11 protein-coding genes and 1 tRNA gene are annotated in these 14,960 nt (G+C 62.3%); 3 read left to right on the top strand and 9 right to left on the bottom strand.

Features of this window, described 5'->3' with window-relative positions; translation table 11 throughout:
• Positions 1 to 288: 288 nt before the first annotated feature.
• Positions 289 to 1,722, bottom strand: coding sequence for an aldehyde dehydrogenase family protein (locus tag AB4Y31_RS05950; protein WP_368673103.1), 1,434 nt, complete (start codon positions 1,720 to 1,722; stop codon positions 289 to 291).
• Positions 1,719 to 2,996: a 4-aminobutyrate--2-oxoglutarate transaminase gene (gabT, locus tag AB4Y31_RS05945; protein WP_368673102.1), complete on the bottom strand. Its 1,278-nt coding sequence runs from the start codon at positions 2,994 to 2,996 to the stop codon at positions 1,719 to 1,721. Before gabT ends, AB4Y31_RS05950 begins: the two co-directional genes overlap by 4 nt.
• Before the next feature lie 357 nt (positions 2,997 to 3,353).
• On the opposite strand from gabT, the gene AB4Y31_RS05940 reads away from it, so the two are divergent.
• The gene (locus tag AB4Y31_RS05940; protein WP_368673101.1) at positions 3,354 to 4,295 is read left to right on the top strand and encodes a LysR family transcriptional regulator; all 942 of its coding nucleotides are present in this window, start codon (positions 3,354 to 3,356) and stop codon (positions 4,293 to 4,295) included.
• Between the two features lie 116 nt (positions 4,296 to 4,411).
• On the opposite strand, the gene AB4Y31_RS05935 is transcribed toward AB4Y31_RS05940, so the two are convergent.
• The gene (locus AB4Y31_RS05935) at positions 4,412 to 5,206 is read right to left on the bottom strand and encodes a substrate-binding domain-containing protein (protein ID WP_368673100.1); all 795 of its coding nucleotides are present in this window, start codon (positions 5,204 to 5,206) and stop codon (positions 4,412 to 4,414) included.
• Between the two features lie 13 nt (positions 5,207 to 5,219).
• Complete coding sequence (locus tag AB4Y31_RS05930; protein WP_368673099.1) at positions 5,220 to 6,524, bottom strand: MFS transporter; 1,305 nt, start codon at positions 6,522 to 6,524, stop codon at positions 5,220 to 5,222.
• A 308-nt stretch (positions 6,525 to 6,832) separates the two neighbouring features.
• On the opposite strand from AB4Y31_RS05930, the gene AB4Y31_RS05925 reads away from it, so the two are divergent.
• Positions 6,833 to 8,023, top strand: a complete 1,191-nt coding sequence (locus AB4Y31_RS05925; RefSeq protein ID WP_368673098.1) for an MFS transporter — start codon at positions 6,833 to 6,835, stop codon at positions 8,021 to 8,023.
• Positions 8,024 to 8,155: 132 nt separating this feature from the next.
• Here AB4Y31_RS05925 and AB4Y31_RS05920 read toward each other — a convergent pair.
• Together AB4Y31_RS05920 and gltX are read right to left on the bottom strand one after the other, a co-directional pair.
• Positions 8,156 to 8,231: transfer RNA gene (locus AB4Y31_RS05920), tRNA-Ala, on the bottom strand.
• Between the two features lie 136 nt (positions 8,232 to 8,367).
• Complete coding sequence (gltX, locus tag AB4Y31_RS05915) at positions 8,368 to 9,780, bottom strand: glutamate--tRNA ligase (protein WP_368673097.1); 1,413 nt, start codon at positions 9,778 to 9,780, stop codon at positions 8,368 to 8,370.
• A gap of 275 nt (positions 9,781 to 10,055) precedes the next feature.
• Here gltX and AB4Y31_RS05910 point away from each other — a divergent pair, with 275 nt between their 5' ends.
• On the top strand, positions 10,056 to 11,015 hold the full coding sequence (locus AB4Y31_RS05910; RefSeq protein ID WP_368673096.1) for a patatin-like phospholipase family protein: 960 nt from the start codon (positions 10,056 to 10,058) through the stop codon (positions 11,013 to 11,015).
• A gap of 405 nt (positions 11,016 to 11,420) precedes the next feature.
• On the opposite strand, the gene AB4Y31_RS05905 is transcribed toward AB4Y31_RS05910, so the two are convergent.
• The 3 genes from AB4Y31_RS05905 to AB4Y31_RS05895 form a co-directional block, all read right to left on the bottom strand.
• Positions 11,421 to 12,104 carry a C40 family peptidase gene (locus tag AB4Y31_RS05905; protein ID WP_368673095.1) on the bottom strand — a complete coding sequence of 228 codons (684 nt, stop codon included), beginning with the start codon at positions 12,102 to 12,104 and terminating at the stop codon, positions 11,421 to 11,423.
• Positions 12,105 to 12,244: 140 nt separating this feature from the next.
• Entirely contained in the window at positions 12,245 to 13,891 is a 1,647-nt protein-coding gene (locus AB4Y31_RS05900; RefSeq protein ID WP_368673094.1) for an ABC transporter ATP-binding protein, read from the bottom strand.
• Positions 13,888 to 14,949 (bottom strand): ABC transporter permease, encoded by a 1,062-nt coding sequence (locus tag AB4Y31_RS05895; RefSeq protein WP_368673461.1) that lies wholly within the window; start codon positions 14,947 to 14,949, stop codon positions 13,888 to 13,890. The genes AB4Y31_RS05900 and AB4Y31_RS05895 overlap by 4 nt, the downstream gene beginning before the upstream one ends.
• Between the last annotated feature and the right edge of the window lie 11 nt (positions 14,950 to 14,960).

The raw sequence follows: 14,960 nt of genomic DNA, 5'->3' as shown, positions 1-14,960 counted from the left end.
TATAAACGTCAAAATCCCGGGGCAATGCACAGCCGGACAACCCGTCGCGGATGCTGTGCTGCTCGCGCGAGCCATACACGTGCGAAGCCGACGTTCGACGGCGTTCGACGAAGAACGCCCTACGGTGCGGCGCAAGTGCCGCCCACTGCCTCAAGACGGGAATTCGCGGAGAAACCGCTGAAAAGAGGAATGCATCGAGTCACTCATTGCGACTCGAGAACGAAAGCCGGAGCTGGCTTCTCGCGGCAGCCGGCGGGCGGCCGGTACGAAGGCGGTGCGGTGCCTTCGTTAGCCGTGATGGGTGTATGAAGTCTTTACTGTGGTGAAGAATTCGGCTGCGTAGCTTCCCTGCTCCCGCGGGCCGTAACTCGACGCTTTGCGGCCGCCGAACGGCACATGGTAATCGACACCCGCCGTAGGTGCGTTCACCATGACCATGCCCGCTTGGGCTTCCCGCTTGAACCGATCCGCGAGCTTGAGCGACGTTGTGCAAATGCCGGCCGAGAGGCCAAACTCCGTGTCATTTGCTATCTCCAGCGCGTCATCGAAGTCTTTTGCATGAATGAGACAGGCGACCGGCCCGAATATTTCTTCCCGCGCGATACGCATGCGTGCATCGACGTCGGCGAAGACCGCAGGCTTCATATAGAAGCCCTTGGTTTCGCAGTCCTTGAGCGTGCCGCCATAGATGAGCGTTGCCCCCTCCTCGGAACCGAGCTTGACATACTCCAGATTCGACCTCAATTGCCGCTCGCTCACGACCGGACCGATATCCGTGTTCGGCGAGAGCGCGTGTCCGACGCGCAATCGCGAGACGCGCTCGACTAGCGCGTCGCGAAACTCCGCGTAGATTCCGGACGTGACAATGATGCGGCTCGTCGCGGTGCATCGCTGCCCAGTCGAATAGAAGGCGCCTTGGATTGCGCATTCGAGCGCGACTGCCATATCGGCATCGTCGGCGACGACCAACGGGTTCTTGCCGCCCATTTCGAGCTGCATCTTCGCGAACCGCGGACCGGCCGCGGCCATCACTCGAGCGCCGACGGTCGTCGAACCCGTAAAGCTGATGGCTCCGACTTTCGGGTTCGACAATATAGCCTGCCCCGCGCCACTTCCCCGTCCCAGTACGAGATTGAACACACCTTCGCCGAATCCGGCACGGCCGATCACATCGGCCAGTGCCCACGCCGAGGCCGGAACGAGCTCCGCGGGCTTCAGCACGACACAGTTTCCGTACGCCAATGCGGGTGCGACCTTCCATGCCGGAATTGCGATCGGGAAGTTCCACGGCGTGATGATGCCCACGACGCCGACAGGTTCTCTGACCACATCGATCGTCATGCCCGGTCGCACGGAATCGAGGCGCTCGCCGCGCTGGCGCAGCACTTCCCCGGAATAAAACTTGAAGATCTGGCCCGCTCTCCTGACCTCCGCGACCCCTTCCGGTCGCGTCTTGCCCTCTTCGCGCGAAAGCAGCTCACCCAGCTCATCGGCTCTCGCGAGGAGTTCGCTTCCCACCTTATCGAGCGCATCGGCTCGCGCCTGGATGCCGAGCATGCGCCGGCCCTTGAATGCATCGAACGCCGCGTCGATCGCATGGTTCGCGAGCGCTTCGTCGCCGAGTGAGAACTCATCTACGACATCGGAGGTATCGGACGGATTGACGTCGCGGTAAACATCGCTGCCCGGCACCCACTCAGCGCCGATGTAGCTGTGCTTCATGCGAACACTCCACCGACACTTTGCGCCGATGCGTGGGCGAGCAAGATCTGCTCGATGATGTCGAGGCCTTCATCGACCAATTCGTCGGAGACCGTGAGCGGCAGCATGATTCGCAGCACGTTGCCGTGCGTCCCGCTCGTGAGAAGCAGCAAACCACGCTCGAACGCCTCGGCCTTGACTGCGTTCGCAATCTCGGGGGCCGGTTGCCCCCCCTTGGAGAACTCCACGCCCGTCATCGCGCCGAGACCGCGAACATCGGCGATTTCCGGAACGCGTTGCCGCAACGCATTCATGCGATCACGCAGGCGCTTGCCGAGCGCTTCGCTGCGCGCGCACAGTTGCTCCTCTTCCATTGCGTCGAGGACGGCGAGCGCTGCAACGCATGCCATCGGATGACCTGCGTAGGTGCTCCCGAGTCCGCCGGCCGGGATGGAGTCGAGCACGTCGGCGCGGCCGACGACCGCCGAAATCGTCATGCCGCCCCCGAGTCCCTTCGCGAGCGTCGTCAGATCCGGCACCACGCCCGAATGTTCCATCGCGAACATGCGCCCGGTGCGTCCAATGCCCGTCTGGATCTCGTCGGCCACGAGCAGAATGCCGTGCTCGTCGCAAAGCGCCCGAAGCTGTCTCAGGAATTCCGCGGGCGCCGGAATATAGCCCCCTTCCCCAAGAACAGGTTCGACGATGATGGCCGCGACACGATCCGGGTCGACTGTATACTTGAACAACCGCTTGATGCCCGCGATCGAGTCCTGGATAGAGATGCCGTGCAGCGCCGACGGATAGGGGGCTTGATAGACATCCGCCGACGTCGGGCCGAAGCCTGCCTTATAGGGTGCGACTTTTCCGGTGAGCGCCATCGCCATGAAAGTCCGTCCATGGAAGGCCCCGTCGAACGAAATAACGGCGGTGCGCTTCGTATAGTGGCGTGCCACCTTGATGGCATTCTCGACGGCCTCGGCTCCCGTCGTCATGAAGAACGCCTTCTTTTCGAAGTCGCCGGGGGCCAGCGACGAAATCCGCTCCGCCAATTCCACGTACGATTCGTAGGCCACGACCTGGAAACAGGTGTGCGTGAACTTTTCGGCCTGTCGTGCAACGGCGCTCGTGATCTTCGGATGGCGATGCCCGGTATTGAGCACGGCGATGCCGGCGCAGAAATCGATGTAGCGCTTGCCTTCCACGTCCCAGATCTCTCCGTTTTCCGCACGCGCAGCGAACAGGGGATGCGCGTTGCCGATACCCTGTGGAATGGCCTTTTTACGGCGGGCCATCAAAGCCCGGTTCGTTTGCTCGGTCTGCGACACGTTCGACTCCTGGTTGTTGAGGTACAGGGCAATCGTCGGAATGCGTCTGGGCTCTGCGACTTTGGCAGGGGTGTGTCTTGCTTCGATTGCCGGACTGTCCGGTCAGAATATGCCGTGGGCTGATGTCGATGCCAGACACATTGGGACAGCGCTATTTGGGCACTGTATGGTTTGCCGAGGCAATACACGCTGGTTCTGCGCGCGCCTATTCGCCGGCACGGAGGTCGACGCCGCGCTCTACGCGTGCCCCGCGACCTGCGGCCATACCTGGCGCCGGCTCGCCTCGTGCACAATATGTCGTTTTCAGGACAGTGAGCACGCACGGTGGCCATCCATTTGGATCTCAACGATCTGCAGGCATTCACGGCGCTGGTCAAGCTTGGCAACTTTCGCAAGGCCGCCGAATCGATCAACATCTCGCAGCCGGCGCTTAGCCGACGCATTGACAAGCTCGAAGAAGCGCTTGGCGTGCGTCTGTTCGAGCGCACCACGCGCCGTGTGTACCTGACGACGGTCGGCCAAGCCTTCGCGCCGAGCGCCGAGCAGTTGCTGGATGACCTGGATGCCGCACTGCTCAGCATCCGCGAAGTGTCCTCGAGCCGGCTGGGACACGTGACCATTGCGTGCGTACCTTCCGCTGCGCACTACTTTCTGCCAACCGTCATCGCGCAGTATCGCCTCCGTTATCCGCGTATCCGCGTCAAGCTCTTCGACGCAAGCGCGAACGAAGTATTGAACGCGGTCAAGAACGGCGAAGCCGACTTCGGCGTCGGCTTCGTCGGTAGTCAGGATGCTGACGTCGAATTCAAGCTGCTCACGCAAGACCGGTTCGTCGTGGCATGCCGGCGCAATCATCCGCTGGCGAGTAAGAAGCGCGTCTCATGGAGCGAGTTCTATGAACACGACTACGTGTCCGTCGACAGGACGTCTGGAAACCGCCTGCTGCTCGACCAAGCGCTCGGGGCCATCGCACCGCGCGCACCGAGCGTCTGTGAAACGCGCCATGTGACTACCACGCTCGGGCTCGTCGAAGCCGGGCTCGGAATCGCCGCCGTGCCGTCCATGGCGATGCCTCAGTCCGAGCATCCGTTACTGACGAGCGTACCGCTCGTCGACCCGGTAGTGACGCGGCGCGTTGGTCTCGTGAGCCGCCGCGGTCGCCAGCTGACACCTGCGGCGCAAGAGTTTTACCGCATGATTGTGGACTTGCAAGGCGCACGAGGCCCCCGCGGCGCCGGGAAAAAAACGATGCGACGGGAATCGTGAGCCGCTCGGGCAGGTGCGCTCAAAAGTGTTTCTCGGTCAGGTTGGGCAGCACCCTCGACCATTTTTGGACATGGACCGTTGCAGCAGCCCTGCCCCCTGCCCGCGCGCGGATCGGCTCAATGCTGACTGACCGGTTGGAGCCCTGTCGATTCGACCACAGGCCGGGCCTCGGGCGATGAGAGATAATCGAGCAGCTCCTTGGCTTCCCGAGGATGCGACGCACCGGTCGGAATACCCGCGGCATAGCGCGTGACGGACTGCACGGATTCAGGAATGGTGCCGACGAACGTTACGCCCTTGACAGGTAGCAACTCGCTGACCTGTTGAAAGGCGACCTCATAGTCACCCGTCGCAACCACCGATGCAACCGGAATTCGTGGAATCATCTTCGCCTTTTGCTTGATGTCGTCTTCGATTCCGAGCTTCTTGAAAAGCTCGCGCTCGATATATACGCCACTTGCGCTGTCGGAATAGGCGATCGACTTCGCGTGCAAAAGCGTCTGCCGCAATGCATCGAGCGAACTGATATCCGGTTTCGGCGCGCCTTCGCGAACCACCATGCCGATGCGCGAATCGGCGAGCTCGACACGCGAGCCGGGGATGACTTTGCCTTGCTTGATCAGATCGTCGAGTGCATAGCCGACCATGATCACGACGTCGGCGGGCTCGCCGCGCGCGAGCCGGTTCGGTATGGCGGCGGCGGACTTGCCCATCGACGGCCCTTGGATCGTATCCAGCGTGTTTCCTGTTGCCGCGGCGAAGCGCGGACCGAGCAACTGATATGCCGCCGTGAAGCCGCCCGAGGTCATCACATGCAGCTCCGCGCTTTGCACGTTCGTCGCTGCAACCGTGCTGCCAATAAAAGCGAAAGCAAGGCATTTCAGCAAAACGGAACGGAGGGTTCGCATCATCAAACGTCTCCTCTTATTGTGATTGGACCGCACCCAATGCAGCCGGCACGCGCCGGTACAGCATGAAGGTCGCGCAGCACGCGCAGGCGGCGGCAAAGCTCAACCAGTATCCCGGTGCGGCCTTGTCGCCCGTCCATTGAATCAGCGCCGTGGAAATCGCGGGCGTGAAGCCGCCGAATACGGCTGTTGCCAGGCTGTATGCGAGAGAGAAGCCGGCCACGCGTACCTCGGCGGGCATGATCTCGGTGAGCGCAACCACCATCGCCCCGTTATAGACGCCATACATGAACGACAGCCATAGCAGTACTCCGAGCATGCTCGTGAAGCTGGGTGCATGCGCGAGCCAGGAGAGCACCGGATAAGCGGTCAGCACAGCAAGCACACTCATGCCGACCAAAAGCGGACGGCGGCCAAAACGGTCCGACAGCGCGCCGCCAATTGGCAACCAGATGAAATTCGACACGCCGATACATAGTGTGACAAGCAAGCTATCGGCCGTACTCAGGTGCAGCACCGTCTTGCCGAACGTGGGCGCATAGACGGTGATGAGGTAAAAGCTCGTGGTGGTCATCGCGACCAGCATCATGCCGGCAAGCACGATGGCCCAGTGTCGAGCCAGCGTGCGGAATACCTCACGCACATTGGCCCGATGCTGGCGCTGCTCGAACGCTCGGGTTTCCGTGAGATTGCGGCGCAGCGCGAAAATGAAAGGGACGATCAGGCAGCCGACGAAGAACGGCACCCGCCACCCCCATTCGGCGATCATGCTCTTGCTGAGCCATTGGTTCAGCGCGAATCCGAGCGTGGCCGCGACGACGATCGCGACCTGCTGGCTGGCCGACTGCCAACTCGTGTAGAAGCCTTTGCGGCCCGGCGTCGCCATCTCGGCCAAGTAGACCGAGACTCCGCCGAGCTCCGCGCCTGCCGAGAAACCCTGCAGCAGACGGCCTAGCAGCACGAGCGCAGGTGCGGCGAGGCCGATGCTGGCATAGCCAGGCACGAAGGCTATGAGAATCGTGCCGACAGCCATCAGCGAAAGCGTGACGATAAGGCCCTTGCGGCGGCCGACATCGTCTATATATGCGCCAAGGACAATCGCGCCGATCGGTCTCATCAAAAAGCCCGCGCCGAACACGGCGAAAGTCATCATCAAGGAGGCGAACTCGCTCGACGACGGGAAGAAAACCGCAGCGATTTGCGTCGCATAGAAGCCGAACAGAAAAAAGTCGAACTGCTCGAGGAAGTTGCCGGCGGTAACGCGGAGTACGGTCGCGCTTGCACGACCTCGATCGGAAGCGATGGCGGCTGGTTGTTGCATGGAGGTGTCTCCGGACGGTTCTAGTTCATGCGCCGCCGGCAGGTCATGCGATGAGCTACTGAGCGACCACGCATTGTTCCTTGGAACAGCCTCCGATGTGAAGTGCAAGTTTCAGATCGATTGATGCGTGATGTTGATCAATCGATGGTGATGGCCGCTCGCCACCTCTGTCCTACATTGCTGCGCGAATCGGTCGAGAGCTTCAGGCGTCGCTATCATCGAAGCCATTTGGATATGCCCAGCGGAGGAAAGCTTGCATATCGATCGAACAACTTATCGAGCCATTTCGCATTCTTATAGGACAAGACGTGTCGTCATCTGAAGCCGTTTCCAGCGCGGAGAAAGATCGCATCCTGTTGGCCGTTCTGTCGGTGTCGGTGTTCTTCGTGGGCGCCAGCGAGTTCATGCTGTCCGCGATGCTGAATCCGCTAAGCGTCGCATTCGACACCGACTCCGTTCACATCGCCTGGCTGATCTCGAGCTACGCGTTCGCCTATGCCGTCGCGGCGCCGTTCCTCGGCTCTCTATCGGACCGCATCAATCGGAGCCGCCTCCTGCTGATCGCATTGCTATCGTTTGCGATCGACGGCGTGGGCATCGCGTTCTCGCCGACGCTCGGCATTGCGATCGCCCTCCGGATCTTCGGCGGCCTCGCTTCGGCAATCATCATTCCGGCCTCGTTCGCGCTGATTTCCGAGGTTGTGCCGCGCGCGCGCCATGCGTCCGCGATGGGGACCGTCATGCTGGGCATGACATTCGGTATCGCGCTCGGCCCCGCGATAGCGGGCCTGCTGACCACCTGGGTCGGCTGGCGAGCACCGTTCCTGCTGATGTCGACCGGCTGCATCGTCGCTTTCATGATCGGTACCGCAGTGATGCCGAAAAGTCCCACCACCGCAGTGACGCGCGAAACCCACGGCTTCAGGTGGCTCCGCAACCCTAACGTCACCCGCCCCCTGCTCGCGAAAGGCTTATGGAATGGAACGGGCGTATCCGCTTTCCTGTTGTCGGGAGAAGTGTTGCGCCAGCGCTATCAGCTCGACGTCGCCGACATGGGGATGAGCGCGACCGCGTTCGGCATCGGGCTAGGGATCGGCAATTTGTCAGCCGGTAACCTGCGGCGCCTGACCGGCAGAGAGGAGCGTTCGCTGATCGTCGTGACGAGCGTTTTAATCGCTTCCGTCGCGGCATTTCATCTTCTGCCGCTACCGGTGCTCGGCGCGCTCGTCTGCCTCGCGGCATGGGGCGCGGCCCTCGGGGCCGGAGCCCCCTCGGCGACGACCGTGCTGGCTGAACGTTCGGGACACGACAAGGGCGTGGTTCTGGCAACCGCCGAGACGCTCAACAACGTCGTCATCCTGTCAGTCGTCCCCATCGCATCGATGACGCTCGCGACCGGGACATTCGCTATGGCAACAGCGGTCTTCGCAGTGGGCTTGGGGATAGGCGTCGCGCTGACGCTGTACGACGCGCTTTTTGGACTCTCTCGGAACCGGTAGACACGCTTGGCCTATGATCGGCGACGTGGAAAAACTGCGGACTACAGGGGCGATCTACGGACCGTAGAAAAAGACAAAGCCTTGATCTCTCAAGGCTTTTCTGACTGTTCTGTGCTTCCCCGGACTATCGGGTGGTGGAGGTAAGCGGGATCGAACCGCTGACCTCTTGCATGCCATGCAAGCGCTCTCCCAGCTGAGCTATACCCCCTTGCAGAACAGAAACGAGATTCTATATGCCCTTCTCTAACTTGTAAATACCCCTTACATCGCTTCGTGCAGTTTCCGGTGCACGAGCAAACCACGCCGCACCGCGACCGCGAGCACCGCGCCGTCCGCGTCCGCGATCAGGTGGCCGACAGGCCCTTCTCGATCCGCGCCACCACAGCTTCGCGACCGATGAGCGCAAGCACTGCGTCGATCGACGGCGTATGCGTCGTCCCCACAACGAGAAGCCGTACCGGCATCGCGAGCTGCGGCATCTTGAGCTTGTGAGCGGCAAGCGTCGCCTTCATCGCCGCCGCGATACCCTCTTTCGTCCACTCCGCAGAACGCAAGGCCGCGGCCAACTCCGCGAGCGCCGGGCGAACCGCGTCGGTGACATGCTGAGCCAACGCGTCCGCCTCGGGCGCGGGCAGGCGGTAGAACATCGCGGAGTTTTCGGCGATCTCCTTGATCGTCGTCGCCCGATCCTTCATGAGCGCGATGACGCCGACGAGATCGGGGCCGCTCGCAAGGGTCGCTTCATCAATCCCGAGCTCGGCGAAAAAAGGCTTCGCGAGATCGGCCAAACGCGCGTTGTCGGCTTCCTTGATGTAGTGGTTGTTGAGCCAGTTCAGCTTGTTATGGTCGTATTGCGCCGGCGACTTGCCGAGGTGCTCGAGATTGAACCATTCGACGAACTGCTCGCGCGAAAAGATTTCGGCGTCGCCGTGCGACCAACCAAGCCGGGCCAGATAGTTCAGCACGGCCTCGGGCAAATAACCCGCGTCGCGATAGCCCACGACGCTCACTGCACCGTGGCGCTTGCTCATTTTCTCGCCCGCTTCGTTGAGCACCGTGGGCAGATGCGCATAGACGGGCGGCTCGGCACCGAGCGCGCGCATGATGTTGATCTGCCGCGGGGTGTTGTTGACGTGATCGTCGCCGCGAATCACGTGGGTGATCCGCATGTCGATATCGTCGACGACCACGCAGAAGTTATAGGTCGGCGTACCGTCGGGCCGTGCAATGACGAGATCGTCGAGCTCGTCGTTCGAGATCTCGACGCGCCCTTTCACTGCATCGTCCCAGGCGACGACACCCGAGAGCGGATTCTTGAAGCGAATCACGGGATCGACGCCGGCAGGCGGCGTCGGCAGGACTTTGCCCGGCTCAGGGCGCCAGGTTCCGTCGTAACGCGGCTTGAGCCCCGCCTCGCGTTGTCGCTCGCGCAGCGCGTCGAGCTCCTCCGTCGACATGTAGCACGGATAGGCGAGCCCTTTCTCGACCATTTGCGCAACCACTTCGCGGTAGCGGTCCATGCGCTGCATCTGGTAGTAAGGGCCTTCGTCGTAATCGAGGCCGAGCCATGCCATGCCTTCGAGAATCGCATCGACGGAAGCGGCCGTCGAACGTTCGACGTCAGTGTCCTCGATGCGCAGTACGAACGTCCCCTTCATCTTGCGCGCAAACGCCCACGGATAGAGCGCGGAGCGGATGTTGCCGAGATGGATGAAGCCCGTGGGGCTCGGGGCGAAACGGGTACGGACGGTAGACATAGGCGAGTTTGGCGCGCGAAAGCGGCGATGCGGACGGCGAAAAAGAGACCGCAATTATAACGTGTGACGCAAACACGCTCGCCGCGCCGAGCGCGTTGTCGAGCGCGGAATGGATACGGCACCGGGCGCTCGCGAGCAGCCGTTTGCCTTATGATGTGCCCGCGCGCCGTCCAGAATTCGTCGCATCACACGCAGTGGCGTGGATCAACGCTGCCTGCGAGCGACCCGTCCGCTTGTTCGGGACACGGCGCATTCATTGCAGTTGGAGACATCGTTTGAGCTCATCTTCATCCCGCCCGCCGCGCCTTTCACGGCGCGGTTTCTCGATTGCCTGCGCCTCGGCCCTCCTCGGCGCCTGCGCGTCGCCGCCCTCGAAAACGACGAGCGACACCACCGCCTCGCTTGCGCCGAGCACGCCGCCCGTCGTACCCATTCCGTCACGTCCCTTGCGGATTGGGCTCGCGCTCGGTGGCGGCGCCGCTCGTGGGTTCGCCCACATCGGCGTCATCAAGGCGCTCGAAGCGCGCGGCTTGCACGCCGACATCGTCTGCGGCACCAGTGCGGGCTCCGTCGTGGGCGCACTCTACGCGTCGGGGATGACGGGCATTGCGATCAACAAGCTCGCATTGACGATGGACCAGGCGTCGATCAGCGACTGGGCGATGCCGTTTCGCGCACGCGGCTTCCTGCAAGGCGTCGCGCTGCAGAACTACGTCAATGCAACGCTCGCCAACCGGCCGATCGAAAAGATGGCGAAGCCGCTCGGCATCGTCGCGACTGACCTGCGCACGGGGCAGCCGATCCTCTTTCAGCGCGGCAATACCGGTGTCGCCGTGCGTGCGTCATGCAGCGTGCCGTCGATTTTCGAACCCGTGACGATCGGCGGGCACGAGTATGTCGACGGCGGGCTCGTGAGCCCCGTTCCCGCGTCGTTCGCGCGCCGCATGGGTGCCGACTTCGTCGTGGCCGTCGACATCTCGGCCAACCCCGAAACGGCGCTCACGCAAAGCTCATTCGACGTGCTGCTTCAGACATTCACGATCATGGGTCAAACGATCAAGACCTACGAGCTCGAGAAATATGCCGACTTCGTGATTCGCCCGAATCTCGCCGCGATGAGCGGGAGCGACTTCGGGCAACGGAATGCGGCTATCCTCGCTGGCGAGGAGGCCGTCGCCAAGGCGTTCGGGCAGCTAGAACAAAAATTGGCGGCAAGTCAGGCGCGCGCGGCGTAGTCAGGAACGGGCGAACTGGATAATGCGCGGCGCGAATCTTCAAACTAAAGGTCGATGACCATCGATCTTCAATCAGCCCTTGGGTTTGACAACGCTCGAGCAGCCCTCGCCGAGAGGGTTTCCTCATACGACGGGAAGCCCCCCGCGTAGCTCGTTGATTTTGGATTATTTGCAAGCCCTACCGGTACCCGAGACGAGATCTGCCTCGGGCGGTTTTGGGACGTCGGCGAAAAACTCGCTCAACCGAAAAGTATGGCGAATTGAGTTGGGCGTGAAAACGCCGCTCCTCGCCTGCAAAACTACAGGGCGAGAAGACGCGTTCAACTAGGATTTAGGGGGCGGGACGGACGTCCAGAAGCGAGGCCCTGAGAAGGGGCCCCGTTTGAGAGAAGTACCGGAAACGGCTTAGTTGCTACCCTTGGCGTCCATGCTCACGCGTTGGCGCAGCTGCTCCGCCGGAAAATCGGCCTCGACGCGGCGCGCGCCGGTGAAGTGCTTTTCCCAGTAACGATCGTCGAGATCGTCGACGCGGATCGTGCTACCCGTCGAAGGCGAATGCACGAACTTGTTGTCGCCGATATAGATGCCGACGTGAGAAAACGTACGACGCATCGTATTGAAGAACACGAGATCGCCGGGCTTCAAATCGCTGATCCGCACCTTTTCGCCCACCCGGCTCATCTCCTCGGCGCGGCGCGGCAGCGCCAAACCGAGCGTGTCCTGGAAGACGTAGCGGACGAAGCCGCTGCAATCGAGCCCCGAATCGGGGGAATCGCCGCCCCAGCGATAGCGCACGCCAATCATGTTCAGCGCGCCGACGACGACATCGCCAGCCTTGCCCGCCATTCCCGACAGAAACGCCTTCGCGCGGCCGCCACTGGTCATGGGCGCCGGGACGGCTTGCGAATCAGGGGAAGGAGCGACGAAAAGAGGCGTCGGAGCGGCGCCGGGTTGAATCGAGATTGCGGTGCTTTGCGACAAATTGTTCGCTTCGTCTGCGAATGCACTGGCAGCTGCTGTCATTAGCGCGCCAACTAGCATTACGGTGACGACGCGCGAGCGAGCCTGGGCAAAGTATCGATGCTGCATCGGTCGGTAGAATTTGCTTAAGAATCAGCGGTCTGGCGAAAAGTTTGGACGATACTAGCCAGAATGTAACTAGTTGTCAAAACAATTTAAAAAAACGATAACAGGACGCGATCAGCGCCCGGGGCCTGGCATTTTCACGCCTACCCTGTCCCCATGCTTGCGGCCACGAGCCTTTGTGTATACGAATGCTCGGGAGTCGAAAATATCTTCTCGACATCCCCCGTCTCGACAATCGCGCCGTTTTGCATAACGACGACGCGATGCGCCATTGCGCCGATGACCGCGAGGTCATGACTGATGAATATGAAGCCGAGATTGTATTTATCCTGCAGTGCGGTCAGCAGCGCCAACACCTGCTGCTGGATCGAGACGTCGAGCGCGCTCGTGGGTTCATCGAGTATGAGCAAGCGCGGTTCCAGGACAAGCGCGCGTGCGATCGCAATCCTCTGACGTTGGCCGCCGGAGAACTCGTGTGGATAGCGCGCGAGTGCCGTGCGATCGATCCCCACTTCGCGCAGCATGGCAATGACTTTATCGCGCCGGGCCGCCCTGCCCAGTTCAGGGCGATGCAGCTCGAGCCCTTCCCCGACGATCCGCTCGATCGTGTGGCGCGGCGAGAGCGAGCTGAACGGATCCTGAAAGACAACCTGCATATTCGATCGCAGCAGCGTGCGCTCGCGCCCGCGGTAGCTCGCGAGCGCACGCCCCTGAAACTCGATCGCGCCCTGGGACGCGCGCTGCAGGCCCAGCAGCGCCATCGCGAGCGTCGACTTGCCGGAGCCGGACTCGCCGACGATGCCGAGCGTCTCCCCTTGGCGCACGGCGAGGCTCGCGTTGGAGACAGCGGTGAAGCGCCCGGCCCGAAACCAGCCGGCGATACCGGTTGCTCGCGTGCGAAACGTCACCGAGACGTCGCGCGCATCGAGCACGGTCGGGGCGATCGGCAGCACAGGATGAACGGCTCGCTGCGGGCGGCTCTCGATGAGGCGGCGCGTATAAGGATGCTGCGGCTCGGCGAAAATCCGCTCGACGGGGCCGCTTTCGACGAGCACGCCCTTCTCCATCACGGCCACGCGCTGGGCGAAGCGGCGCACGAGATTTAGATCGTGCGTGATGAGCAGCACGGCCATGCCGCGCCGCTCGGCCTCGTGGATCTGCAGCTCGAGCAGGAGATCGACGATCTGCGCGCGAATCGTCACGTCGAGCGCCGTCGTCGGCTCGTCGGCGAGCAATAGCCGCGGACGACATGCAAGCGCCATCGCGATCATCGCGCGCTGCCGCTGGCCACCCGATAGCTGATGCGGGTAGCTGGTCACGCGCTTTTCGGGTTCGCCGATGCCCGTGCGCGCGATGAGCGCAATCGCGCGCCGCCGCGCCTCATCGGCCGACACCCCGTCGTGCGCGACGATCGTCTCGGCAATCTGCTCGCCAATCGTATAGAGCGGGTTAAGGGCCGTCATCGGCTCCTGAAAGATCATCGCGATATCAGCGCCGCGCAGTCCCCGCATCTCGCGCTCGCTTTTCATCATCAAGTCTTCGCCCGCGAACCGAATCGCCCCGCCCACTTCGGCATCACGCAACAGACGCAGTATGGCGAGCGCCGTCACTGTCTTCCCCGAGCCCGATTCGCCGACGAGCGCGACGCGTTCGCCGCGCGCGATCGCGAACGTCACATCGCTGACGGCAACGGTGTCGCCGAACGACACGCGCAGATTTTCGAGCGAAAGCAGCGGCTCGCCGTTGGCTTCATGCTCCGCTCGCGCCTCACGGGTCGGCTTCGAACTCACTGGTTGCCTCCCGCGCGCATCGCATCGGCAATACGCGTATCGAGCGCGTTGCGCAACGCATCGCCCATGAACGTCAGCAACAACAGCGTGGCGACGAGCACCCCGAACGTCGCGACGGAAATCCACCAGGCATCGAGATTCGCTTTACCCTCGGAGAGCAGCTCGCCGAGGCTCGGCGTCGGGGGCGGCACACCGAGGCCGAGAAAATCGAGGCTCGTGAGCGCGAGAATCGAACCGCTCATCCGGAACGGCAGGAACGTGATGACGGGGGTCATGCTGTTCGGCAGCACATGGCGCCGGATGATCTGCCAATTGGATAAACCCATCGCGCGCGCGGCGCGCACATAGTCTTGCGTCCGGTTACGCAGGAATTCGGCGCGCACGTAATCGGATAGGCCGATCCAGCCGAACAGCGACAGCAGTACAACGAGCAGCAGCAGGCTCGGCTCGAAGATCGACGCGAAGATGATCAACAGATAGAGCTCGGGCAGCGAGCTCCAGATCTCGATCAAACGCTGCCCGATGATATCGATTCGGCCTCCGAAATAACCCTGCACGGCGCCCGCGACGATGCCGAGAATGCTGCCGATGAACGTCAGCACGAGCCCGAACTCGACGGAAATACGAAACCCGTAGACGAGCCGGGCGAAGACGTCGCGGCCCTGCTGGTCGGTGCCCAGCCAGTTTTCGTGCGACGGCGGCGCGGGGTTCGCCGCTTTCGAAAAGTAGTTCAGCGTGTCGTAGTAATAGTGATTGAGCGGATAGACGGCGAAGTTGCCGGGCAACGCGAACCGATGCCGGACGTAGGGATCGAGATAGTCGGCCGGCGTCGGGAAATCGCCGCCGAACGCCGTCTCCGGGTAGGTCTTCACGAGCGGGAAATAAAGCCTGCCGTCATAGCGCACGACGAGCGGCTTGTCGTTCGACCATATCGGCCCCGCGAGGCTCACGACGAACGCGACGACAAAGACGATGAGGCTCCAGTAGCCGAGACGCTGTGCCTTGAAGCGGCGCCAGACACGGCGCGCAGGCGTCGGCGAGACGAACGCGGCAGGCAGGTCGCGGCGCG

Source organism: Trinickia sp. EG282A (assembly GCF_040965455.1).
Classification (GTDB): domain Bacteria; phylum Pseudomonadota; class Gammaproteobacteria; order Burkholderiales; family Burkholderiaceae; genus Trinickia; species Trinickia symbiotica.
The sequence above is the reverse complement of the archived record's forward strand: the minus strand, read 5'-3'. Positions and strand labels throughout refer to the sequence as shown.

Coding starts and splice junctions, on each gene's coding strand:
- AB4Y31_RS05950 (WP_368673103.1), bottom strand. CDS start 1,722: ATGAAGCACAGCTACATCGGCGCTGAGTGGGTGCCGGGCAGCGATGTT.
- AB4Y31_RS05930 (WP_368673099.1), bottom strand. CDS start 6,524: ATGCAACAACCAGCCGCCATCGCTTCCGATCGAGGTCGTGCAAGCGCG.
- AB4Y31_RS05935 (WP_368673100.1), bottom strand. CDS start 5,206: ATGATGCGAACCCTCCGTTCCGTTTTGCTGAAATGCCTTGCTTTCGCT.
- AB4Y31_RS05905 (WP_368673095.1), bottom strand. CDS start 12,104: ATGCAGCATCGATACTTTGCCCAGGCTCGCTCGCGCGTCGTCACCGTA.
- gltX (WP_368673097.1), bottom strand. CDS start 9,780: ATGTCTACCGTCCGTACCCGTTTCGCCCCGAGCCCCACGGGCTTCATC.
- gabT (WP_368673102.1), bottom strand. CDS start 2,996: ATGGCCCGCCGTAAAAAGGCCATTCCACAGGGTATCGGCAACGCGCAT.